The 22721-nt window shown below is 66.5% G+C and carries 25 protein-coding genes; 11 read left to right on the top strand and 14 right to left on the bottom strand.

All coding sequences use genetic code 11. The features are described from left to right. Nucleotides 1-190: 190 nt before the first annotated feature. The 5 genes from phnC to GPJ75_RS15670 all read left to right on the top strand — a co-directional run bounded on the left by phnC (nucleotide 191) and on the right by GPJ75_RS15670 (nucleotide 4485). Nucleotides 191-1012 (top strand): phosphonate ABC transporter ATP-binding protein, encoded by an 822-nt coding sequence (gene phnC / locus GPJ75_RS15690; protein ID WP_163269250.1) that lies wholly within the window; start codon nucleotides 191-193, stop codon nucleotides 1010-1012. Between the two features lie 80 nt (nucleotides 1013-1092). Further along, nucleotides 1093-2001 carry a phosphonate ABC transporter substrate-binding protein gene (gene phnD / locus GPJ75_RS15685; RefSeq protein WP_163269249.1) on the top strand — a complete coding sequence of 303 codons (909 nt, stop codon included), beginning with the start codon at nucleotides 1093-1095 and terminating at the stop codon, nucleotides 1999-2001. Between the two features lie 62 nt (nucleotides 2002-2063). Next, entirely contained in the window at nucleotides 2064-2984 is a 921-nt protein-coding gene (gene phnE / locus GPJ75_RS15680) for a phosphonate ABC transporter, permease protein PhnE (protein WP_163269248.1), read from the top strand. Between the two features lie 2 nt (nucleotides 2985-2986). After that, on the top strand, nucleotides 2987-3847 hold the full coding sequence (gene phnE / locus GPJ75_RS15675; protein WP_163269247.1) for a phosphonate ABC transporter, permease protein PhnE: 861 nt from the start codon (nucleotides 2987-2989) through the stop codon (nucleotides 3845-3847). Further along, complete coding sequence (locus GPJ75_RS15670) at nucleotides 3844-4485, top strand: DapH/DapD/GlmU-related protein (RefSeq protein ID WP_246249077.1); 642 nt, start codon at nucleotides 3844-3846, stop codon at nucleotides 4483-4485. The genes phnE (GPJ75_RS15675) and GPJ75_RS15670 overlap by 4 nt, the downstream gene beginning before the upstream one ends. A gap of 9 nt (nucleotides 4486-4494) precedes the next feature. Here GPJ75_RS15670 and GPJ75_RS15665 read toward each other — a convergent pair whose 3' ends face one another. The 11 genes from GPJ75_RS15665 to phnG form a co-directional block, all read right to left on the bottom strand. Beyond that, entirely contained in the window at nucleotides 4495-4938 is a 444-nt protein-coding gene (locus GPJ75_RS15665; protein ID WP_163269246.1) for a type II toxin-antitoxin system VapC family toxin, read from the bottom strand. Next, the gene (locus GPJ75_RS15660; RefSeq protein ID WP_163269245.1) at nucleotides 4938-5177 is read right to left on the bottom strand and encodes a FitA-like ribbon-helix-helix domain-containing protein; all 240 of its coding nucleotides are present in this window, start codon (nucleotides 5175-5177) and stop codon (nucleotides 4938-4940) included. Before GPJ75_RS15660 ends, GPJ75_RS15665 begins: the two co-directional genes overlap by 1 nt. 66 nt (nucleotides 5178-5243) lie before the next feature. After that, a complete protein-coding gene (locus GPJ75_RS15655) occupies nucleotides 5244-5822 on the bottom strand; it encodes a P-loop NTPase family protein (protein ID WP_163269244.1) in 579 nt (192 codons plus the stop codon). Then, on the bottom strand, nucleotides 5773-6912 hold the full coding sequence (locus GPJ75_RS15650; RefSeq protein WP_163269243.1) for an alpha-D-ribose 1-methylphosphonate 5-triphosphate diphosphatase: 1140 nt from the start codon (nucleotides 6910-6912) through the stop codon (nucleotides 5773-5775). Before GPJ75_RS15650 ends, GPJ75_RS15655 begins: the two co-directional genes overlap by 50 nt. A 29-nt stretch (nucleotides 6913-6941) precedes the next feature. Continuing rightward, complete coding sequence (locus tag GPJ75_RS15645) at nucleotides 6942-8090, bottom strand: alpha-D-ribose 1-methylphosphonate 5-triphosphate diphosphatase (protein ID WP_163269242.1); 1149 nt, start codon at nucleotides 8088-8090, stop codon at nucleotides 6942-6944. Continuing rightward, the gene (gene phnL / locus GPJ75_RS15640) at nucleotides 8087-8788 is read right to left on the bottom strand and encodes a phosphonate C-P lyase system protein PhnL (RefSeq protein ID WP_163269241.1); all 702 of its coding nucleotides are present in this window, start codon (nucleotides 8786-8788) and stop codon (nucleotides 8087-8089) included. The genes GPJ75_RS15645 and phnL overlap by 4 nt, the downstream gene beginning before the upstream one ends. A gap of 2 nt (nucleotides 8789-8790) precedes the next feature. Next, nucleotides 8791-9588, bottom strand: a complete 798-nt coding sequence (phnK, locus tag GPJ75_RS15635) for a phosphonate C-P lyase system protein PhnK (protein ID WP_163269335.1) — start codon at nucleotides 9586-9588, stop codon at nucleotides 8791-8793. 8 nt (nucleotides 9589-9596) lie between these two features. After that, nucleotides 9597-10541 (bottom strand): alpha-D-ribose 1-methylphosphonate 5-phosphate C-P-lyase PhnJ, encoded by a 945-nt coding sequence (locus GPJ75_RS15630; protein WP_163269240.1) that lies wholly within the window; start codon nucleotides 10539-10541, stop codon nucleotides 9597-9599. Further along, entirely contained in the window at nucleotides 10538-11638 is a 1101-nt protein-coding gene (locus tag GPJ75_RS15625; RefSeq protein WP_163269239.1) for a carbon-phosphorus lyase complex subunit, read from the bottom strand. Before GPJ75_RS15625 ends, GPJ75_RS15630 begins: the two co-directional genes overlap by 4 nt. 4 nt (nucleotides 11639-11642) lie before the next feature. Beyond that, complete coding sequence (gene phnH, locus GPJ75_RS15620; protein WP_246249075.1) at nucleotides 11643-12266, bottom strand: phosphonate C-P lyase system protein PhnH; 624 nt, start codon at nucleotides 12264-12266, stop codon at nucleotides 11643-11645. Then, complete coding sequence (gene phnG / locus GPJ75_RS15615; protein WP_281354812.1) at nucleotides 12263-12730, bottom strand: phosphonate C-P lyase system protein PhnG; 468 nt, start codon at nucleotides 12728-12730, stop codon at nucleotides 12263-12265. Before phnG ends, phnH begins: the two co-directional genes overlap by 4 nt. 143 nt (nucleotides 12731-12873) lie before the next feature. Between phnG and phnF the strand changes: the two genes are divergently transcribed. The 3 genes from phnF (at nucleotide 12874) to GPJ75_RS15600 (ending at nucleotide 16314) form a co-directional block, all read left to right on the top strand. Continuing rightward, on the top strand, nucleotides 12874-13602 hold the full coding sequence (gene phnF / locus GPJ75_RS15610) for a phosphonate metabolism transcriptional regulator PhnF (RefSeq protein ID WP_163269237.1): 729 nt from the start codon (nucleotides 12874-12876) through the stop codon (nucleotides 13600-13602). A gap of 109 nt (nucleotides 13603-13711) precedes the next feature. Continuing rightward, a complete protein-coding gene (locus GPJ75_RS15605; protein ID WP_205602550.1) occupies nucleotides 13712-14185 on the top strand; it encodes a (2Fe-2S)-binding protein in 474 nt (157 codons plus the stop codon). Then, the gene (locus GPJ75_RS15600) at nucleotides 14182-16314 is read left to right on the top strand and encodes a xanthine dehydrogenase family protein molybdopterin-binding subunit (protein WP_163269236.1); all 2133 of its coding nucleotides are present in this window, start codon (nucleotides 14182-14184) and stop codon (nucleotides 16312-16314) included. The genes GPJ75_RS15605 and GPJ75_RS15600 overlap by 4 nt, the downstream gene beginning before the upstream one ends. A gap of 31 nt (nucleotides 16315-16345) precedes the next feature. On the opposite strand, the gene GPJ75_RS15595 is transcribed toward GPJ75_RS15600, so the two are convergent. After that, nucleotides 16346-17269 (bottom strand): LysR family transcriptional regulator, encoded by a 924-nt coding sequence (locus GPJ75_RS15595; RefSeq protein ID WP_163269235.1) that lies wholly within the window; start codon nucleotides 17267-17269, stop codon nucleotides 16346-16348. Between the two features lie 153 nt (nucleotides 17270-17422). Between GPJ75_RS15595 and GPJ75_RS15590 the strand changes: the two genes are divergently transcribed. Together GPJ75_RS15590 and GPJ75_RS15585 are read left to right on the top strand one after the other, a co-directional pair. Beyond that, on the top strand, nucleotides 17423-18418 hold the full coding sequence (locus GPJ75_RS15590; protein ID WP_163269234.1) for an SDR family NAD(P)-dependent oxidoreductase: 996 nt from the start codon (nucleotides 17423-17425) through the stop codon (nucleotides 18416-18418). 131 nt (nucleotides 18419-18549) lie between these two features. Beyond that, complete coding sequence (locus GPJ75_RS15585; protein ID WP_163269233.1) at nucleotides 18550-19092, top strand: macro domain-containing protein; 543 nt, start codon at nucleotides 18550-18552, stop codon at nucleotides 19090-19092. 25 nt (nucleotides 19093-19117) lie between these two features. Here GPJ75_RS15585 and GPJ75_RS15580 read toward each other — a convergent pair whose 3' ends face one another. Beyond that, nucleotides 19118-20914, bottom strand: coding sequence for a gamma-glutamyltransferase family protein (locus tag GPJ75_RS15580; RefSeq protein ID WP_163269232.1), 1797 nt, complete (start codon nucleotides 20912-20914; stop codon nucleotides 19118-19120). Nucleotides 20915-20984: 70 nt separating this feature from the next. Continuing rightward, nucleotides 20985-21731, bottom strand: coding sequence for a FadR/GntR family transcriptional regulator (locus GPJ75_RS15575; RefSeq protein ID WP_163269231.1), 747 nt, complete (start codon nucleotides 21729-21731; stop codon nucleotides 20985-20987). Nucleotides 21732-21886: 155 nt separating this feature from the next. On the opposite strand from GPJ75_RS15575, the gene GPJ75_RS15570 reads away from it, so the two are divergent. Beyond that, complete coding sequence (locus GPJ75_RS15570) at nucleotides 21887-22708, top strand: sulfite exporter TauE/SafE family protein (protein WP_163269230.1); 822 nt, start codon at nucleotides 21887-21889, stop codon at nucleotides 22706-22708. Nucleotides 22709-22721: the final 13 nt, after the last annotated feature.

Raw genomic sequence — 22721 nt, 5'->3', positions numbered from 1 at the left:
ATCCCGCCGCTGTCTATACCAATCCGGTATTCGTATAGGTTTTACTTATCCCTTCGCAGGAACACCTGAAATATCATTGTCATATTGCGCCGGTATAGTCTGGTCAGAATCTTAGATCGAAGGAAATTTTGGTCGTTTATAGTAATAATAATCCAAAAGTGACCATATCGACGCGGTGGGAGGCGTTGGCATGCTTGAGATCGATGGGATTACGAAGAAGTTCGGAGACATTTCAGCTGTCGATGAAGTCTCCTTGCAAATCACGCCGGGCCAGATGGTGGGCGTCATCGGCCGTTCCGGCGCCGGCAAGTCGACGCTGCTGCGCCTCATCAACCGCCTGATCGACCCGACGCAGGGCAGGATCGCTTTTTGCGGGCGCGACGTTACACGCCTCAGGGGCCGCGAGTTGCGCCTGTGGCGCGCTTCCTGCGGCATGATCTTCCAGCAGTTCAACCTGGTGGAGCGCATGGATGTGCTGACCAACGTCCTCATCGGGCGTGTCGCCCACCAGGGGCTGCTGCCCTCCATGGCGCTCCACTTCAGCGAGGCGGATCGGGCCGGTGCCATCCGCGCGCTCGACCGCGTCGATCTCGTGCCCCAGGCCCTGCAGCGGGCGGGCTCGCTCTCGGGCGGCCAGCAGCAGCGGGTGGCGATCGCCAAGGCACTGGTGCAGAACCCGAAGATACTTCTGGCCGACGAGCCGATCGCCTCGCTCGACCCGGCCAATGCGACGCGGGTGATGGATGCGCTCAAGGCCATCAACCGCGAGGATGGCATCACCGTGCTCGTCAACCTGCACACCCTCGACACCGCCCGCAGCTATTGCGACCGCATCGTCGCCATGCGCGCCGGCCGGGTCCATTTCGACGGCGCCGCCCATGAATTGACCGAGGCGCGGGTGCGCGAGATCTACGGCGAGGCGGGCCTGGAAGCGGATATCGACGAATTCGTCACCTCCACCGCGATCCCCGCTCCGCGCAAGCACGCGGCGCTGGAGACGGAAGCCGCCTGATTCTCTCGCACTGCGGAATTTTCACTCAGGGCCGGCACGTCGTGGACGCGAGGCCCCTTTCGACAAGAGGAGAGCACCCCATGAAGCATATCGCCATCGCCGCCGGTCTGATCGCCGGCCTCGCTCCCGCCCATGCGGCGGAGGAATGGAAAGATCAGTACAAGACGCTGCGCTTCGGCGTCCTGTCGGGCGAGAACGAGAAGGACCGCATCGCCCGCTACACCGGCTTCGAGAACTATCTTGAGAAGGAGCTTGGCGTCGAGATCGAGATCTTCACGGCCGGCTCCTACGACGGCGTCATCCAGGCGCTCGCCGCCGATCAGATCGAGTTCGCCTTCCTCGGCTCTTCCGCCTACGCCGCCGCTTATACCGAAACCAGCGGCGGCGTCGTTCCGCTGACCACCAAGCAGCAGGAGGATGGCTCCACCGGTTACTATTCCATCGTCGTCGTGCGCTGCGATTCCGGCTACGCGTCGCTCGACGACCTCGAGGGCAAGGTGCTGGCCTTTGCCGATCCCGATTCCACGTCCGGCTATGCCGTGCCGTATTTCAACATGGTCAAGCAGGGCTACGAGCCCGGGACGTTCTTCAGCGCCACTCCTTTCTCGGGCGCGCACGAGACCGGCGTGCAGGGCGTGGTGAACGGCCAGTACGACGCGGCGGCCACCTATCAGAACAACGAGATCAACGGCATCCCGCAGCGCATGGTCGCCAAGGGCATGATCGATGAGGGCACTGTCTGCCCCATCTGGCAGTCGCCGGAGATCACCTCCGGCCCCTTCACGGCGCGCGCCAACCTGCCGCAGGACCTGATCGCGGCGATGCAGGCGGCCGTGCTGGCCGTGCCCGAGAAGGACCCGGAAGCCTTCCGCGAGATGGACGGCGGCGAGACGTCGACCGGCAAGGGCTTCATCGCCGTCGACCACGACCGCTATCAGTGGATCATCGAGATGCGCGACTGGCTGAAAGAGCAGCGCCGCTCGGGCTGAGGCTCCTTTCCTGAAGACGGGCGCCGGCTTCTTCCCGGCGCCCATCAGCTACGGGTTCCTGCATGGCCGCTATCGAAGCTTCGCCTGCTATCCGCCGGTTCGAGTTCGACTATGCCCAGGCGCGCACCCGCGCCCGCCGGGTACAGATCGTCTCGATCCTGGTCTTCGCGATCGTCTTCTTCGTCACCGCGCGTATGGGCGGCTTCTTCGACATGACCGACGTGACGCTCGCCTCCGGCGAGCGCGTCAGCACCTGGAAGATCTGGGCCGGGCTTCCCCGCCTCGGCGAATATCTCGGAAAGACGCTGCCCGTCTTGCGCTGGGAGAGCCTTGGCGCCGACCTTGCTGAGTGGTTCTGGCGCTGGCAGACGTGGCTGCGCCTTCTCCTTGAGACCGTCCTTATCGCCTATATGGCGACCCTCTTCGGCGTCGTCGGCGCCTTCGTCCTGAGCTTTCCCGCCTCCCGCAACCTTTCGCCCAACCGCCTGGTGCTCAACCTCACGCGCCGCTATCTGGAGATCATCCGCACCGTGCCGGAGCTAGTCTGGGCGCTGATCTTCGTCTTCTGCTTCGGCGTCGGCCCTCTCGCCGGCGTGCTGGCGATCGGCTTGCACGCCACGGGCTCGCTCGGCAAGCTCTATTCGGAGGCCAACGAGAACGTCGACATGCGGCCCGTGGAGGGCGTGAAGGCCGCCGGCGGCAGCTGGTTCCAGCAGATCCGCTACGGTATCGTGCCGCAGGTGATCCCCAACATCATCAGCTACACGCTCCTGCGCTTCGAGATCAACGTGCGCGCCTCCTCCATCATCGGCTTCGTCGGCGCCGGCGGGCTGGGGCAGGAGATCCGGACCGCCATGTCGCTGCAGGAATACACGGACCTCTCGGCGCTCTTCGTCATCATCTTCGCCACGGTGATCCTGATCGATTTCCTGAGCGAGAAGCTGCGCCATCGCATCATCGGCATCACCGGTAAGGGGGTGTGAGAATGGCCGATATCGAGCTTGCAACGATTGCCGAGGCGAAAGCGCTGGTGCCGGCGGCCTTCGCCAAGCCGCTTCGTGTCCGCCTCATGCGTTTCGGGCTTGCCGTCCTCTTCGCCGCGCTCACCGGCTGGTGTCTTTATGCCTTCGACGTCTCTCCGGCGCGCATCCTGGAGGGGCTCACCCGCCTTGGCCGCATTTTCTCCTTCATGTTCCCGCCGCATATCTGGCAGAGCTGGCGGGAATGGGCGGAGGTTCTGCAAGGTCTCGGAGAGACCGTCTCCATGGCCTTCCTGGGCACCGTTATTGGCGCTGTCGTCGCCTTTCCGCTGGCGCTACTCGGCGCCAAGAACATCATGCCCTTCGGCTTCCTGCGGCTCACCGCCCGGCGCGGCTTCGATGCCTTGCGGGCGGTGGAGCAGATCATCCTGGCACTGATCTTCATCCGCGCCTTCGGCCTCGGGCCGCTCGCCGGCATCCTGGCGATCGCCGTTTCGGAGATCGGCACCTGCGCCAAGCTCTTCTCGGAGGCGATCGAGAACACCTCGAAGAAGCCGGTCGACGGCGTCAGGGCTTCGGGCGGCGGGCCGCTGCAAACGATCCGCTATGCCGTCGTGCCGCAGGCCATGCCGGTGATCCTCTCGATCACCCTCTACAACTTCGAATCCAACACCCGCAGCGGCACCATCCTCGGCATCGTCGGTGCTGGCGGCATCGGGTTTCTTCTGTCCGACCGCATCAACGCCTATCGCTGGTCGGAGGCCTGGACGATCATCTTCCTCATCATCCTGACGGTCTATATCATCGACGCCATCTCCGCCCGATTGAGGGCCCGGATCATCGGCAACACGGAGAACGTGCATTGAGCGAAGCGACCGTGAAGGCCCCAGCCCCCAAGCAGGACCTCGGCGAAAACCCCACCGTCCACCCGACCGCCCGTGTCGTCGACTGCGATCTTGGCGCATGGACGGAAGTGGGCACCGGCACCACCATGGTGCAGTCGTCCATGGGCGACTATTCCTATGTCGTGGAGGACTGCCACATCGTCTGGACCACCATCGGCAAGTTCTGCTCCATCGCCCGCGGCGCCCGCATCAATCCCGGCAACCACCCTACCTGGCGCGTCAGCCAGCACCATTGGACCTACCGCGCCGCCGCATACGGCCTCGGCGAGGACGATGCGGAGTTCTTCCAGTGGCGCCGCGATCATTGGGTGACCATCGGCCACGACGTGTGGATCGGCCACGGCGTCACCGTCCTGCCTGGGGTTTCGATCGGCACCGGCGCGGTGGTCGGCGCGGGCGCCGTCGTCTCCAAGGATGTGCCGAACTACACCATCGTCGGCGGCGTCCCCGCAAAGCCCATCCGCCGCCGCTTCACGGAAGCGCAGGAAGAGGCGCTCCTGAAGATCGCCTATTGGGACTGGCCGCGCGAGAAGCTCAGCACGGCGCTGCCCGACATCAGGGCGCTGGGGGTGGATGCGTTTATCGGGAAGTACGCATAGCAGTTGCCCTTATTGGCGGGAACTGTTGCGCACATCGGAGAGCGAAACGCACAATCGGGCTAGTTCGTCTGATGCGCGCTCGGAGACGACACGAAGCAATCGCTGATCAGCGGTGACGAAGCGTGTCTCTTTGCGGCGCGCGATTGCCAGATAGACGCAATCATAAGCGGGGTGCGAGAGCGTGATGGCAAGATCCGTTGCTTGCTCCAACATTCCCCGCATGGGCACAAACTCAATGCCCGCCCGCTCCAGCAAGCGGCTTGCCATTACGGCCTCGTCACGCAGCAGCTCGCCACGTTGAACCTTCTTCCATAGGATATTGGAGCACTCTGCGACCAGCAGCTCCGGCGCCAGAAAGCGGAATCCTGATCTCAGGCCAAGCGCGGCTTCCGTTCCTTCTTCCTCGACAACCCATTTTACGGCGATACTGGCGTCAATGACGAGCGTTTCCATCAGCGCTCGTCACGCCCTTCGCGCAGCAGCGTCTCAGAGGGGGTCTGCTTTCTAGACGCGGTCAGCCTGCGAAGCTCGGCCGTGAGATCGTCAAAGGAAGGCTCAACCTCGGCCTCCAGGGCTTGGCGCAAGATCTCACGGTGCTCCGCTTCTGCCGAACGGCCGTGGCGAGCAGCACGAATCTTTAGCTTCGCGATTAAATCATCGTCCAGATTGCGGACATGCAAATTGCCGGCCATCGCTGTGCTCTCAATGCTCTCACTGAGAGCAAAGATAGCAATTTGGAGTCTCCAAAACAAGGAGGGCTAGAGCTGCGCCGACTTGAGGGAAAGCGTCTTCAAGTCTTCCACAAACCGCTGCACGTCCGCCGGCGAGCGCAGGATATGGACCGCCAGCTTGGCCGCGCGTTCCTCGGTGAGCCGGAGCACCTTCGGGCGCAGCGTGCGGTCCCAGTTCCAGCTCCAGTGGAGGAACTCAAGCGATAGCTGCTCGGGGCAATCCTCCGGCAGGTCCGGGCGCGTGCGGCCGTGGTATTCGAGCCGGCGGCGCAAGAGCCGCGCCATCCTCAGCCGGCGCGGCATGTCGAGAAAGACGAGCATCTCCGCGCGCGCGATCCTGAGCTCGTAGGAGCGGGAATGGTCGCCTTCCAGAACCCAGGCATCGCCGGCGACGATCTCCTCGACCAGCGCAAGCTTTTCCTCCTCCGGGCGCGGGGTCCAGCCGGGCTTCCAGTGGATGTGGTCGAAGTGGAAGACCGGAAGGCCCAGCGCTGCGCCCAGCCTGCGGGCGTCGACTTGCCCGAGCCCGGCCCGCCGACGATCATGACGCGCTGTATCACGCCACGCGCCGGCCCTGGCGCCAGACGCCGAGCACCACGGGCACACCGTCGACGAGGCGCACGCGGGAGAAGTCGGCGCGCTTGCCGACCTCGATGCTGCCCCGGTCGGCGAGCCCGACCATGCCGGCGGGGCTTGCGGAGACGGTAGCCACCGCCTCGGGCAGGGCGATCTCCTCTTCCCGGCTGAGCAGGAATACCGCCTGCATCAGGCTCGACGGCACGTAGTCCGACGACAGGCCGTCGAGGAGGCCGCGCTTGGCGAGTTCGATCGCCGAGACGTTGCCCGAGTGGGAGCCGCCGCGCACGATGTTGGGCGCACCCATCACCACCTTCATGCCATGAGCGCGGGCGTGACCGGCGGCCTCGAGCGTCGTCGGGAACTCGGAGATGGCGATGCCGTCGGCCACCGCTTCCTCGACATGCTCCGGCGTCGTGTCGTCGTGGCTGGCGAGCACGGTGCCGTGTTCGCGGGCGAGCGCGACCACGGCCTTGCGGTGAAGGCCGACATGCTTTTCCTGCTCGGCGCGCCGCCGCTCCACCGTCTCCTCGAACTCCTGATCGCTCCACTTCTTGCCGCGGTTGAACTGGCGCCATTTGGAAAGGTCGGCCCACTGGCGCTGGCCGGGCGTGTGGTCCATCAGCGAAACCAGGCGGACGAGCGGGTTGTCGGCGAGCGGTTCGTAGATGTCTAGGACGGCGGGGTCGGCCAGTTCGCAGCGCAGGTGCAGCAGGTGATCTGCCTTGAGCACCGCACGTACTGCCGGGTTGCCGATGGTCTCGACCGTGCTGGCGATCATCTGCCGACGGGCGCTGGCGGCCGAATATTCGCCGACGGCGACGGCGTCGAAGACGGTGGTGATGCCGGCACCGGCGATCTGCACGTCATGCGCCAGGACGGCAGCGGCACTCGACGGCCACATGACGCCCGGCCGCGGCTGCAGGTGCTTTTCCAGGTTGTCCGTATGCACTTCGATGAAGCCCGGCAGCAGGTAGTCGCCTTCGAAATCGACCGTCGCCGGCGGCGTGCCGGAGCCGACGTCGATACCGACGATCATACCGTCCCGCACATCGAGTGAGCCCTTTATGATTTCGTCGTGCAAGACGAGCGCGGCATTGCCGACTGCGAGGTTTGACATGTTCGACCCAGAATCGGTTGACTTGGGAATCAGTTGACGTGGCGCCCGTTGCGCCAGACGGACCTTATCACGGGAAAATCGTCGACAAGATGAACGCGGATGAGATCGGCCTTGAGGCCCGGCAGGATCTCGCCGCGGTCGTCCAGCCCGCAGGCGCGCGCCGGCGCGCTCGTCACCATGCGCACCGCCATGGGCAGGTCGATGTCGAGCGCCCGCTCGCCCGCCACCATGAAGGCGCAGTCGATCATGGAGCGCGGCACGTAGTCGGAAGCAAGGATGTCCACCAGCCCCTCCGCCAGAAGGTCGTGGACCGCCACGTTGCCCGACTGCGAGCCGCCGCGCAGCATGTTGGGCGCGCCGGCCACCGTCAGCATGCCCCTGGCGCGTGCCTCGCGTGCCGCTTCCAGACTCACCGGGAATTCGGCCACCCTGATTCCTTCCTCCAGCGCCATGTGGATGTGCTCCAGCGTGGCGTCGTCGTGGCTGAAGAGCGGCAGGGCGCGCTCCTTGGCAAGGGCGATGACGGCGGCGCGCACCTCGGCCGAGTTGGCCTCCAGCTCCTCGAGCATCAATCGCATCTCCCGTTCCACGACCGCGCGCGACTTGCCGGTCTCGGCCATGCGACGCTCCACATAGCCGCCGATGTCGCGGCTCTGCCGCTTGCCCGGCACATGCTCCATCACCGAGACCACCCGGACGATCTCACGGGCGATATTGGCCGCGGCCAGCCCCGGCGCCTCCTCGTCGGTGATCTCGCAGCGCAGATGCACCAGGTGCTCGGCCCTCAGCATGCCGTTGGTGCCGGCGAACTCCAGCGCGTCGATCATGGGGCCTAGGATCTCTCGCCGCTCCGGGTTCCGGTCTGTGGCCCCGACGCACAGCGAATCGAAGACCGTCGTTACGCCGCCGCCGACGATCTGCGCATCGTGAGACATCACCGCCCGCATCATGTTCCAGCGCACGTGGGCACGCGGGAAGACATGCTTTTCCAGATGGTCCGTGTGCACGTCGATGAGGCCGGGCAGAAGATAATCGCCGGCAAGGTCGACGGCGCCGGGCAGGCTCGTGCCGCCCATGTCGACGTTTCTGATGCAGCCGTCGGCGATCTGCACGGTTCCGGCGATCACCGCGTCGTCTAGGACGATGCGCCCGCCGGTCAGGACCAATTCTCCGCTCACGCCGCATCCCTCCGATAGGCCGTGACCTCGAACAGCCGGTCCGCCACGGCCTCGCGCACCTCCGCGTCGTGGAAGATACCGACGATGGCGGCCCCGCGTGCCTTGGCTTCATTGATGAGCGCGACCACCACTTGCCGGTTCGCTGCGTCGAGGGAGGCAGTCGGCTCATCGAGCAGCAGGATGGGGTAATCGAGCGCAAAGCCGCGGGCGACGTTCACACGCTGCTGCTCGCCGCCGGAGAAGGTGGCCGGCGCCAGGCCCCACAGGCGTTGGGGGATGTTGAGGCGGTCAAGGAGGGTGCGTGCCCGCCTTTCCGCCTCCGCATCCGGGACGCCGGCAAGCCGTGCCGGCTCGGCCACCACTTCAAGCGCGGGCACGCGCGGGATGACGCGCAGGAACTGGCTGACATAGCCCACGGAGCGCCGCCGCACCTCGATGACTTGCCAGGGTTCGGCACTGCCAAGCTCCACCACGTCTTTGCCGTGCACCACCCGCACGTGGCCGGACGACGGCTTGTAGTTGGCATAGAGCGAGCGCAGGAGCGTCGATTTGCCGGCGCCCGACGGCCCGTGCAGGCATACGCACTCGCCGGCGGCCACCTCGAGGTCGAGCCGGTCGAAGACGGGGATGCGGGCGCCGCCCTGGGTGTGGAGGACGAATTCCTTGGAGAGGGCGGAAACGGAGATCATTGACTTCATGATCAGACCTGCAGAACGGAGGAAACGAGAAGCTGCGTATAGGGGTGGTGGGGGTCGTCGAGCACCTGGTCGGTGAGCCCTTCCTCGACCACCCGGCCGTGGCGCATCACCATCAGGCGGTCGGCCAGGAGGCGTACCACCGCCAAATCGTGGGTGACGACGATGGCCGCGATGCCGAGCTCGCGCACCAGCCCGCGCAACAGGTCGAGCAGCCGCGCCTGCACCGAGACGTCGAGACCGCCCGTCGGCTCGTCCATGAAGATCAGCCGTGGCCGCGTCACAAGGTTGCGGGCGATCTGCAGGCGCTGCTGCATGCCGCCGGAGAAGGTCCTGGGCTTGTCGTCGACGCGCGAGGCGTTGAGCTCCACCTTGGCGAGCCAGTCGAGCCCCTCGGCGCGGATCTCGCCATAGTGGCGGGCGCCGATGGCCATCAGCCGCTCGCCCACATTGCCGCCGGCCGAGACGTCCATCCTGAGGCCGTCGCGCGGGTTCTGGTGGACGATGCCCCAGTCCGTGCGCATCAGCCGCCGGCGATCGGGCTCGGAAAGCCTGAAGATGTCGCTCATGCCCTTGTGGCGCAGGTCGTATTCGACCGTGCCGATGTCCGGCGAAAGCTGCGCCGAAAGCACGTTGAGGAGGGTGGACTTGCCCGAGCCGGACTCGCCGACGATGCCGATCACCTCGCCCGGATTGAGCGTGAAGGAAACGTCCAGGCAGCCGATGGTCTCGCCATAGGACTTGCTGACGCCGGTGGCCCGCATCAGTGGCTGCCGCTTCGGGGTGACGGTTTCGGAAAGCATGAGTGCGCTCATCGCTCGCCCTCCTTCCGTGCGCTCGTGTCGGAGGACCGGGCGAAGGCTCCGGCCGCGGGGTCGGCTGCCATCGGCCCGCGATGTCCTTTTTCCTGGCGGTCGGCGCAGAAATGCGTGTCCGAGCACACGAACATCCGCCCGCCCTTGTCGTCGAGCACCACCTCGTCCAGATAGCTGTCCCGCGCCCCGCACAGCGCGCAAGCCTGCGGCCAGCGCTGCACCTCGAACGGATGGTCCTCGAAATCGAGGCTCTTCACGCTGGTATAGGGCGGGATGGCGTAAATGCGCTTTTCCCGCCCCGCGCCGAAGAGCTGGATCGCCTGATTGTTCTCCATCTTCGGGTTGTCGAATTTCGGGATCGGCGACGGCGACATCACGTAGCGCCCGTTGACCATCACCGGATAGCTGTAGGTGGTGGCGATGTGGCCGAAGCGGGAGATGTCCTCGTAGAGCCGCACGTGCATCAGACCGTACTCGGCATAGCCGTGCATCTTGCGCGTCTCCGTCTCGCGCGGCTCCAGCTTGCGCAGGGGCTCGGGCTGCGGCACCTGGTAGACCAGAACCTGCCCCTCCTTCAGCGGCTTTTCGGGAATGCGGTGGCGCGTCTGGATGACGCTCGCCTCTTCCGTCGCCTCCGTCGTCGCGATGCCGGCAACGCGCTTGAAGAAGCGGCGGATGGAGACGGCGTTGGTGGTGTCGTCGGCGCCCTGGTCGATCACCTTCAACGTATCGGAAGGCCCGATGACGCTCGCCGTCACCTGCATGCCGCCGGTGCCCCAGCCATAGGCAAGCGGCATCTCCCGGCCGCCGAAGGGCACCTGATAGCCGGGAATGGCCACCGCCTTCAGAAGGGCGCGGCGGATCATCCGCTTGGTCTGCTCATCGAGATAGGCGAAGTTGTAGGCTTCGTCCCAGGAAGCTTTTTCGGCGGCGGCGTTCATTCGGCGGCTTCCTTCTCAAGACGATCCTGATGTTCCTGGCGGAGCTTGCGGATAAGGTTCAGCTCGGCCTGGAAGTCGACATAGTGCGGCAGCTTGAGGTGCGAGACGAAGCCAGCGGCCTCGACGTTGTCGGCGTGGTAGAGGACGAATTCCTCGTCCTGCGCCGGGTACATTGCCGTCTCGCCCATCTCACGCGCGCGAAGCGCCCGGTCGACCAGCGCCATGGCCATCACCTTGCGCTCGTTGTGGCCGAAGGAGAGGCCGTAGCCGCGGGTGAACTGCGGTGGCTTCTCCTTCGAGCCCTCGAACTGGTTGATCATGTGGCACTCGGAGATGACGACATCGCCGATGTCGATGGCAAAGCCCAGTTCCTCCGGTACGATCTCGACACTCACCTCGCCCATGCGGATCTCGCCGGCGAAGGGATGGTTGCCGCCGTAGCCGCGCTGGGTGGAGTAGCCGAGCGCGAGCACAAACCCCTCGTCGCCGCGCGCCAGGTTTTGCAGCCGCTGGTCGCGCCCGGCGGGGAAGGACATGGGCTCGCGCGTCAAGTCGAACACCTCGGCGCCGTCGCCGTCCGGCCGCTCTTCCTCGATCAGCCCTTCGTGATCGAGGATGTCGGCCACATGGGGCATGCCGTCGTCCAGTGGCGCATCGGCCACTGGCGCCTCGGGCAGACCCACCCCATCTTCGGCCGCCAGCGCGAAGTCGAGCAGGCGGTGCGTGTAGTCGTAGGTCGGGCCCAGCACCTGCCCGCCCGGAATGTCCTTGTAGGCCGCCGAGATGCGCCGGCGCACCAGCATCTTTGCCGTATCGATCGGCTCGGAGACGGCGAAGCGCGGCAGCGTCGTGCGGTAGGCGCGCAGGAGGAAGATCGCCTCCACGAGGTCTCCCTGCGCCTGCTTGATGGCGAGCGCGGCCAGTTCCCGGTCGTAGACGGAGCCTTCCGTCATCACCCGGTCGACGGCGAGCCCCAATTGCTCGCCGATCTGCCGCACCGAGACCTCGGGCACCGCGCCGTCGCCGCGCCGCGTCTCGGTGATGAGTTTGTGGGAATTGAGAATGGCGCGCTCGCCGCCCTTGACTGCAACATACATGGCGTCAGCCCTCCACCTGAATGCCGCGCGGCAGGCCGACCAGCGCCCGGCCGGCGGCGAAGATGACGTCGACTCCCAGCGGGTAGAGTGCGTGGTTGTCCGCCCACTGCGCCCAAAAATCCGTCGGCAGGCCGGCGATGGCGACGGTGATTTCCCCGTCGATGCCCGGTCCGCACCAGGTCATGCCGGGGCCTCCCGTCAGCGCCGGCACCTGGATGAGAAGTGTCGCGGAACGGTCCGGATACCGGTCCTCGCCGATGGCGAAGCGGTCGAGCGGCGGCATATTCGAGGGATCCGCGATCATCGCGAAGCGCGCCTCGCCCGCGGCAGCGACCAGCGGTGCCCCGCAGTGGAAGCGCAGGAAGTCGGGCGCGGCGCCGCCTTGGATGGTGGCGTCGAGCCATACGGGCGTATCGAAGTCGAACAGCGTCAGCGCCATGGCCGCCGTCGCCGGGTCGAGCGGGGCCGGCGGGTCGAGTTCGGTTGCCAGCGTGTGCACTCGTCCCGCGTAGGACAGTGTGTTGAGCACCGTGCGGAAGGCCTCTTGCGCCTCGAATACCGGCTCCGTGAAGCCCGGCTTCAGCCCTTCCATGTCGGGTGTCGCGAGCGTTGCGTTTCCGTCATTCATCCTGGATTGTCTCCCCGCACCATGGTGAAGAAGTCGACCTTGGTCGCCGCCGCCTTGCGGCTGACACGTTCCCGCTCCGCTACCTGCCGACGGGCGAGGGGCGCGATCACCGTCTCCTCGATCCTTGCGTCGCCTGCGCTCTGCATCAGCGCGTCGAACACCGCCGCCAGCTCCGCCTTGCGCTTGTCGCGCCCGGCGGCATAGCAGTGGCCAACCGTGCCATCGGCGAGCCGCACCGCGCAGCGCGTCACCGTCATCTCGCCGAAGTTGAAGGGATCTCCGGTGCCGCCGGCCCGCCCACGCACCATCACCAGGCCGGTCTCCGGGCGGCGCAGCACCGCGTAGCGCGGGCGCTCCTCGAGCCTCTCCCACGCCGCTTCAAGCTCGCCGCTCGTGGCGCGGGCAAGAATGCTCATCCACCGCGCCCGCGCCGGTTGCGGCCGAGGCGTCGCTTTCGCTCGCATATTCATTGCGCAGACCTATTCATCTAAACGTCTAGACCTTTTTGATCGCAAAGGTTATGATCGATTTCTCGAACGCCTCCCTTATGCCTCCGCTTCATTACGGGGGCATGACAAGACGGGCGATTCTAACCGGAGACGCCGAAATGACAACACGCCCCTCGGGTTCGCCCCTCTGGCAGTTCATCGCCGACTCCATCGCCCGTGAAATACACGAGAACGTCTATGCGCCGGGCGACCGTCTGCCCACCGAGGCGGACCTGGCGCAACGCTTCGGCGTCAATCGCCACACGGTGCGCCGCGCAGTCGCCTCGCTGCAGGATCTCGGCCTTATCCGCATCGAGCAGGGGCGTGGCACCTTCGTGCAGGAAGACATCGTCGACTACCCCTTAAGCAAGCGCACCCGCTTCTCCGAGATCGTCCGCCGCCAGGCCAAGACCCCGTCGGGCACTTGCCTGCGGTCGGCCAGCGTGCCGGCTGACCAGACGGTGGCGGAGGCGCTCGCCATTCGCCCGGGCGCCCCGGTGGCCCTCATCGAAACGGTCGGTATGGTGGACGGTCAGCCCGTCAGCCTCGCCGCGCACCACTTCCCGCTCACCCGCTTTCCCGGCCTTTTCGAAGCCTTCGAGGCAGAGCGCGGGGTAACGCCGATGTTCAGGCGCCTTGGCGTCGAGGATTACCTGCGCAAATCCACCAGGATCACGGCCCGCCTGCCCGACACGCATGAGATGCGCCACCTGCGGGTCGCCCGCATGACCCCCGTGCTATGCCTGGATGCCGTCAATGTCGACGGCAACGGCACCCCCATCGAGTTCGGCCAAACCCGCTTCGCCTCGGGCCGTGTGCAGATATTGGTGGACATGCTGGCGGGGTAGGGAGGAGCCGTGCGGCGAGCCGGACTACCATGTGACCATTCGGCACGATACCATGACGCAGGCGGGGAAATTGGGGGAGGTGGCCGAGATGCCGGGCACGAGCAAGGCGATGGCGGAGCGCGTTGAGCTGCGGATCAATGGCGCCGAGACGGCCGTGGAGGCCGATCCGGCATCGCCGCTCCTTGGCGTCCTGCGCGAGACGCTGGGATTGACCGGCTCGCGCTTCGGATGCGGAGCGGGCCTTTGTGGGGCCTGTTTCGTGCTGATCGACGGGCACGCGGTGCCGTCCTGCGACACGCCGCTCTGGGCGACGGCGGGCAAGGAGGTGACGACGGTCGAGGGGCTCGGCACGCCGGAGCATCCGCATCCCCTGCAGCAGGCGTTTATCGAGGAGCAGGCAATGCAGTGCGGCTATTGCGTGTCGGGCATTCTCATCAGCGCGGCGGCTTTGCTTCGGCGCAATACCGACCCGAGTGAGGCGGAGGTTCGTGAAGCGCTCGACCGTAACCTGTGCCGCTGCGGCGCGCATAACCGCATGGTGCGCGCCGTGCTCAAGGCGGCGCGGGGGAAGGGGACGGCATGAGCGCGCAAACGCAGCAGGGAAAGGCGCTGCCCGGTAGCCTGGCGGCCAATCCGCTTCTGGCGCAATGGCTTCGCTTTAAGCCCGAAGGCACGGTCGAGGTCTCGCCGGGGAAGGTCGAGATCGGCCAGGGCATTCTCACCGCCTTGATGCAGATCGTCGCCGACGAGCTCGACATCGAGCCGGCGCGGGTGAAGCTGAAGGCGGCGAGCACGGCGCGAAGCCCGAACGAGGGCGTGACCTCGGGCAGCCTTTCGGTGCAGCAATGCGGCATCGCACTGCGCCATGCCTGCGCGGAGGCGCGGGCGATGTTCGTGGCCGCAGCGGCCGAGCGGCTCGGCGTCGAAGCCGGCAGCCTGGCGGTGGAGGATGGGACGATCATCGGGCCGGAGAATGCGCGCACGAGCTACTGGGAGCTGGCCGACCTTGTGCCGCTCGACGCTCCAGCGAGCGGGAAGGTTGCGCCGAAGCCCGCCACCGCGCGAAAGTATGCGGGCCATTCCGCTGCCCGCGTGGACATTCCCGACAAGGTGTTCGGCCGGCCGCGCTACATTCACGACTTGAAGCTGCCGCGGATGCTGCACGGACGGGTGCTTCGACCGCTGACGCGGGGCGCCGCGCTTGTCGCCCTGAACGAGGAGGCCGCACGGGCAATTCCCGGCTTCGTCGCTCTGGCGCGCGACGGCAACTTCGTCGGCGTTCTGGCGGAAACGGAGGCGGCGGCCGAGCGCTGCCTTGCCCTTCTGCGCAGCCAGGCGGAGTGGCGGGGCGGGGAGGAGCTTCCGGACGAGGCGACATTGACGGACTGGCTGAAGAGCCAACCGGTGGAGACGAAGACGGTGGACAGCCGCGAGACGGCCGCGGCCGGCTCGCCCGCCGGCCATATGCGCCGGCAATACAGCCGGCCGTTCATTGCCCACGGCTCCATCGCCCCGTCCTGTGCGCTTGCCCGGTGGGAAGGGGCCGGCGTCCACGTCTGGACGCACAGCCAGGGCATCTACAATCTCAGGGCGGAGCTTGCGGCCGTGCTCAAGCTTTCCCCGGAGGAGGTCGTCGTTGAGCATGCGGAGGGGGCTGGCTGCTACGGGCACAACGGCGCCGACGACGTGGCGCTTGATGCCGCGCTTCTTGCCCGTGCCGCAGACGGGCGGCCGGTGCGCGTGCTGTGGACGCGCGAGGACGAACTGACGCGCGCGCCCTTCGGTGCCGCCATGGCGGTGGAGATCGAGGCCGAGCTTGACGGGGAAGGCGAGATCCTGCGCTGGCGGCACGAATTGTGGAGCAACGGCCATACGGCAAGGCCCAGCCGGGGGTCGAACCCCGTGCTGCTTGCGGCGAGTGAGCTTGCCGAGCCCTTTCCGCACGTCGTCTCCACCAATCCGCCGCTGCCTGCCGGCGGCGCGGAACGCAACGCCGTGCCGATCTACGATTTCCCTGCATGGCACATCATCTCCCACCGGCTGCTCGTCATGCCGGTCCGCGTCTCCGCGCTGCGCTCGCTCGGCGCCTTCGCCAACGTCTTTGCCATCGAATCCTTCATCGACGAGTTGGCAGCCGAGCGCGGGGAGGACCCCGTGGCCTTTCGCCTGCGCTATCTCGGAAATCCGCGGGCGCGCGCCGTGCTGGAAGCGGCCGCGGGGCGCGCTGGCTGGGGTTCCCGGCGGGGCGGCGAAGGTACGGGCTATGGTGTCGCGCTTGCCCGCTACAAGAACATGGGCGCCTATTGCGCCGTCGTTGCCGAGGTGGAGGGCGAGGAAGACGTTCGCGTGCGGCGGCTGGTGCTCGCCGTCGATGTCGGCGAGGCGATCAACCCCGACGGGGTCAGGAACCAGATCGAGGGCGGTGCCATACAGGCAACGAGCTGGACGCTCAAGGAGGCCGTGCGCTTCGACCGCACGCGGATCACCAGCGACAACTGGGAAGACTATCCGATCCTGAAGTTCTCCGAAGTGCCGGCGGTCGAAGTGGAGATCCTCTCGCGCCCCGAAGAGTCGCCGGTGGGCGCGGGGGAGGCCGCGCAGGGGCCGGTGGCGGGCGCCATCGCCAATGCTGTTTTCGATGCGCTCGGCGTGCGTGTGCGCAGCCTTCCGATCACGCGCGACAACATCATCGCGGCCATGGAGTTGAGCTGACGACGGCGATCGCCGTTCCCGCTTCGCAATGTCATGCGCTGTTCGCGGCTTGCGCTGGCGTTCGTTCCGAAGGCGAACTGGTTTTCACGATGATGAAGTCGAGGAAGGCCCGGAGCGCGGCCGACATGTGCCGGTTGCTCGGGTAGACGATGTTCATCGAGCCGCCGTCGACGCCGTATTCGGCAAGCACCTGCTCGAGACGGCCGGTCTCGATGTCGTGGCGGATGAGGGCCAGGGGCAGGAGGGCGATGCCGAGGCCGGCAAGGGCGGCCTGCACCTCGGCATAGGAGCCGTCGACGGCGATGCGCGCGTGCACCGGCACCTCGCGCCAGCCGCGCGGGCCCTTGAGGCGCCAAACCTCGTTGTCGAGCGAGGGGCCGAAGGCGACGCAGTCGTGGGTCTTGAGATCCTCGATGCGCCGTGGGCGGCCGCGCCGGGCGAGATAGCCGGGGCTTGCCACCAGGGCGAGACGCGACGTGCCGAGGCGGCGGGTGATCAGGCTGGAATCGGGCAGCTTCCCGGTACGGAACGCCAGATCGATGCCGTTGCCGATGAGGTCGATTGGGTCGTCCGTCAGCTTCAGATCGATGCAAACCTTTTCATGGGCTTGCAGGAATTCCCCAATCCAACGCATCAGCTTCCTAGCGCCGAAGCCGACCGGTGCGGTAATGCGCAGCGTACCGGCCGGCTCGGCCTGCGAGGCGGCGATCCGCTCCTTCGCCCTCTCGATGCTGGCCAACCCCCGCGCGGCATCCTCGTAATAGGCGCGGCCAAGCGCGGTCAGCGTGACGCGCCGGGTGGTGCGCTGGAGCAACCGTGCGCCGAGCGCCGCCTCGAGCTGAGCCACCTTACGGCTGATGGTCGCCTTCGGCATGGCGAGCGCCCGCGCCGCACCCGAGAAGCTGCCTGCTTCCACCACCTTGGCAAAGAGCGCGATGTGATTGAGGTCGGCCATGATTGTTGTCCTGAAAGCGACAGTGATTTTCAAATGTCCTAGCTACCACAACGAAAGCATCGCCGTCATCCTGTCCCTGAAAGGTGTTTTGCAAGACACCGCCGGCCGCCGAACGGGCGCGCCGTCCGCTTCCGCACAACGAGGAGTTCAATCATGCATGACAGATCGACGATCTCACGCCGCACCGTGCTTTTGGGCGGTGCGGCCCTCGCTACCCTGGCGGCAACCCGTGCCGGCTGGGCGCAGGCGGAGCCGAGCGAACGGCCGGTGGTGCTGATCACCGGCACGAGCTCCGGCTTCGGCCGCCTGATGGCGGAGGGCTTCGCGCGAAAAGGCGCTCACGTGATTGCCACGATGCGGGATGTCGATGGCCGGAACGCTTCCGCCGCCGAAGAGCTGTGGGCGCTTTCGGGCGATGGCGCGGCCATCGACGTGGTTGAGATCGATGTGCTGAGCGAGGAGGCGGTGAATGCCGGCGTCGCGGGCGCCATCGAGAATGCCGGACGGATCGACGTTCTCGTCAGCAATGCCGGCATCGTCGTTCCCGGGCCCGTGGAGTTGCAGACGCCGCGGGATTTCGCCTCGAACATCGAGACGAACATGGGCGGCGCCTTGCGCATGTTCCGGGCCGTCGTGCCGCATATGCGGGAGCAGCGCGGCGGTGCGATCATCCAGATGTCGAGCGCGCTCGGGCGGGCGATCGATCCCATGCTCGGCGGCTACTGCGCCTCCAAGCTGGCGGTGGAGGCCGCCGCCGACGCGCTTGCCTATGAGGTGGCGGCATTCGACATCGAGGTTTCCATCGTGCAGCCGGCGGGCGCTTATCCCACCGAGCTTCAGGCCAACGCGATCCGCTATTGGGAGGAAATGCTGGACCGTCTCGACGCGTCGGAGCGGGCGAAGCTCGACATCTATGCGCCGCATGTGGAAGCCATGCTCGACGGGCTCGCGCCCGACGGCGACCTCGATCCGCGGGAAGTCTCCGACGCGGTGATAGAACTGGCGTCGATGCCGTTCGGCACGCGGCCCGGGCGCCTGGTTGTCGGACCGTACAAAGACGGCATCGACCCGGTGAACGCCGCGCACGACCAGCTTCAGAACGACATGATGGAGCACAACCCGATCGTCGATCTACTGACGCTCAAGTAGCTGCCGCGGCTGCGCTAGGGAGGCGTTCGCCATGCTCCCTCGTTGGAGCGCGCGGTTGCAAACAAGCCTTTGTCGACGGAAAATTATGGTGAGAAGGACGCTTTCCGCAGCATGGTAGAAAGGAAAGACGGATGCGTATCGAGCTCGAAAGGGCGGCGATTGAGATCGCCGTCGGCGATATCACTGAGCAGGCGGATATGGACGCCGTCGTCAATGCAGCGAATGCCGAGTTGATGCCCGGCGGTGGGGTGGCCGGCGCCATCCACCGCAAGGCCGGGCCGGAGCTGGAGCAGGCATGCCGACCGCTGGCGCCGATCCGGCCCGGAGAGGCGGTGATCACCGGTGCGTTCCGGCTCCCCAACGCCCATGTGATCCACTGCCTCGGCCCGATCTACGGCGTGGACACGCCGGAAGCCGAGCTGCTGGCACGGTGCTACTCATCGGCCATCGTGCTGGCGGATGAGAAGGGCATCGGATCGCTTGCCTTCCCGGCGATCTCCACCGGCGCTTTTGGCTATCCCGTGGAAGAGGCCGCACCCATCGCCTGCACGGCGGTGGCCGAGGCGTTGGGCAGGGCGGAAACCGTGCGGCTCGTCAGACATGTGCTGACCAGTGAGGCGCTCGTCGAGATGTTCGCCGAAGAGACGTTGAAGGCGACCGGCCGCGCGGGCTGACGGCGGCGGCTCCTCCCTCCCGCCTTCAGCGGCCGACGGCGTAGGCCTGCATCAGGCGGGGCGTGGCAGCGGCGCGTAGAATGCCGTCCTTTCCGCGCGCGGCGGCGACCATGCGTCCGATCGTCCATTCCGGTGCCACCTCCAGCCGATGGCCGCGCGCCCTGAGTGCGGCGATGGTCTCGGCCCCAAAACTTTCCTCGACGGCCAGATGGCCGGGCTTCCTGTCGCGCGGGTGGAAGGAGCTGGGGAAGTGGGTGGTGTGCGACATGGGCATGTCGATCGCCTCCTGCAGGTTGAGCCCGTGGTGGACGTGGCGCAGGAAGAACAGGAGCTGCCACTGCTCTTGGCTGTCGCCGCCGGGCGTGCCGAACGCCATATAGGGCCGCCCGTCCCTGTGGGCGAGGCTCGGGGTGAGCGTGGTGCGCGGGCGCTTTCCCGGCGCCAGGCTGCCGGGAAGGTCCGGCTCCAGCCAGAACATCTGCGCCCGGCTGTTGAGCATGAAGCCGAGCGAGGGGATATAGGGCGAGGACTGCAGCCAGCCGCCGGACGGCATGGCCGCCACCATGTTGCCTTCCGCGTCGATGGCGTCGATATGCACCGTATCGCCGCGCCGCACGGAGCGCATGTCGGCCATGGTGGGCTCGGAGGAGACGGCCTCCAGGCTCGCAACCTGCGACAGCCGCTCCAGCGCGTCCATCATGCGCCGCACCTGTCCGTCGTAGCCTGGCACATTGCCCGGCCTGAGCTCCAGCGACGCCTCATTACCGATCAGCTTGCGCCGCTCGTCGTTGTAGGCGTCGGAGAGGAGATGCTCCATCGGCACGTCGATGAAGTTTGGATCGCCGTAATAGGTTTCGCGGTCGGCGAAGGCGAGCTTCATCGCCTCCGTCAGCGTGTGCACCAGGTCGGGCCCGCGTGTATCCATGGCTGAAATGTCCAGGCCCTTGAGCAGCGCCAGGGTCTGCAGGAAGACCGGTCCCTGACCCCACGGACCGATCTTGTTGAGCGTGTAGCCGTGATAGTCGTAGGTGAGTGGCGCCTCGTAGGTCGCCTGCCAGCCGGCCATGTCGTCGGCGGTGATCACGCCGCGGTGGCGGCTGCCGCTTTCGTCCATCACTTCGTTCTCGCGGGCGAAGCGCTCGATCTCCTCGGCTACGAAGCCGCGATAGAAGGCATCGCGCGCCTTCTCGATCTGCTTTTCTCTGTTGCCGCCCACAGATTCAGCTTCGCGGACGATGCGCCGCCACGTTTTGGCCAGCGCCTCGTTGCGGAAGAGTTCGCGCGGCTCGGGCGCCCGCCCTCCCGGCGTGAAGAAGGCCGCCGAGGTCGGCCATTCGCGGGCGAAGAAATCCCGGAGCCCGGCGATGGTGTCGGCCACGCGCGGCAGCAGCGGATGGCCCTTTTCGGCATAGTGGATCGCCGGCGCCAATACCTCCGAAAGCGAAAGCCGGCCGTAGTCGCGCAGGAGCTGGAGCCAGGCGTCGAAGGAGCCGGGGATCACCGTCGCCAAAAGCCCGTTGCCGGGCACGAGTGTCAGCCCCTCGGCCTTGTAGTGCTCGATGGTGGCGCCTTTCGGCGCCGTTCCCTGGCCGCAGAGCACTTGCGTCTCGCCGGTGCGCGCCGAATGGAAGACGATGGGCACTTCGCCGCCGGGCCCCACCAGATGTGGCTCCACCACCTGCAGCACGAAGCCGGCGGCAACGGCGGCGTCGAAAGCGTTGCCGCCGCGCTCCAGCATCGCCATGCCGGAGGAGGAGGCCAGCCAGTGGGTGGAGGTGACGACGCCGAACGTGCCGAGGATCTCCGGCCTTGTGGTGAACATGGATCAGTCGCTCCGTCTCATTGAATTGTCAGTTGTCGCGCTGGTGGAGTGCTTCGCGTCGTGGTCTGGCTCATGCGGCGGAGGTCCTTCGAGCCGCGGGCGCTCTCGCCGGCTCCGCCACCTCGCCGCCCAGCATGATCGACTGGAGATCGGCGTTGATGGCACTCAGGTGCCGCCGCATGGCGCGTTCGGCCGCTGCGCCGTCGCGGCTGGCGATCGCCGCCACGATCTCCTCGTGGTTCCGATGCGAGCGCGCGCGCCGCGCCGACGTCCTGGCCATCGCCCTCAGCTGCCGCCAGTCCGGTTCCTGGCGGATACGCTGCACCACGTCGAACAAGGCCAGCATCAGCCCGTTGCCGGCGCATTCGGCGATGCGGCGGTGGAAGGCGCTGTCCCACAGTTCCCAACCATCGTCGTCGGAGGCGGCCATGGTCTTTTTGGCGAGCCTCTCAAGGGCAGTAATATCCTCGTTCGAGCAGCGAAGCGCGGCCATGCGGGCAAGGGCCGGCTCCATCTGCAGCCGCGCCTCCATCACCTCGGACGGATTGGTCCGCTCGGCGAGATTGCCGTAGAACTGTGGCTGCAGGGCGGGACGACGCCCGACAAAGGTTCCCTTTCCCTGCTGGCGCCACACGAGCCCCTCGGCCTCCAGGACCTCCATGGCGCGGCGGACGGCACGCCTGCCGAGCCCCATGGAAAGCGCCAGCTCCCGCTCGGGTGGGAGTTGCCATTCCACGTCATCGCGGTGCTCGCGCACGATCTGGCGAAGCTTTTCCAACGCGATGGAGGAATTGGAACGGACGTTGTCCAGGCTCAAAGCTCATCCTTTAAAGAGAGACCTTTTCTTATAATGGTTCCCTCTATAAGGTCACCTTCGCCTCTCTTGTCAAGCGGCCTCGCTTGGGAAGGGCGGCGCATCGGCACTTCATCCGTGCCCCGCCCGGGGCCTGTTATCCTTGAGAACTTTCGATCATGCTCCAAATCGACCTCGCCGAAGCCCTCACGCTGATCGCAATCCTCGCCGCAACAGGCGCCATCGCCGGAGTGATCTCGGGGCTGCTCGGGGTCGGCGGCGGCATCGTCATCGTGCCGGTGCTGTTCTTCGTCTTCATCGGGCTCGACATCGAGGAAGAGGTGAGGATGCACGTTGCGGTGGGCACTTCGCTGGCGACCATCATCTTCACCGGTTTCATCTCGGCGCGCGCGCATTGGAGGAAGGGGAGCGTCGATACCGCGCTCCTCAAGAGCTGGGGTCCGGCGGTTGCGTTCGGCGTCGTCGCGGGAACGATCCTCGGCGGCAACGTCGCGGGCGAGGTGCTCACCCTCGTCTTCGCCGCCGTCGCCGCCCTCGTGGCGGTCAACATGGCCTTCAAGCCCGCGGAGGGGGCCGCGCGGAGCATGCCGAGGACGCCGCTCAAGGAAATCCTGGGCACGATCATCGGCCTTTTCTCGGTGATGATGGGCATCGGCGGCGGCACACTGTCGGTGCCGATCCTGTCCTTCTTCAGCTATCCGATCCGCCTCGCCGTCGGAACGGCTTCGGCCATAGGGCTGATCATCGCCATACCCGGCACGCTGGGCTACGCCTATTTCGGGTGGGGGATGTCGGACCTGCCGCCCTTGTCGGTCGGCTACGTCAACCTTGCCGGGCTGCTGGCCATCGTCCCCTTGTCGATGCTGACGGCGCCTCTGGGCGCGAGGATCGCGCACGCCATACCGCCGATGGCGTTGCGCTACTGCTTTGCCGCGTTCCTGGCCATCACCAGCATAAGGATGATCACAAGCGTTCTGTGACCTGAGCCGTCAG

This window comes from Chelativorans alearensis (assembly GCF_010993735.1).
Classification (GTDB): Bacteria; Pseudomonadota; Alphaproteobacteria; order Rhizobiales; family Rhizobiaceae; genus Chelativorans; species Chelativorans alearense.
The sequence above is the reverse complement of the archived record's forward strand: the minus strand, read 5'-3'. Positions and strand labels throughout refer to the sequence as shown.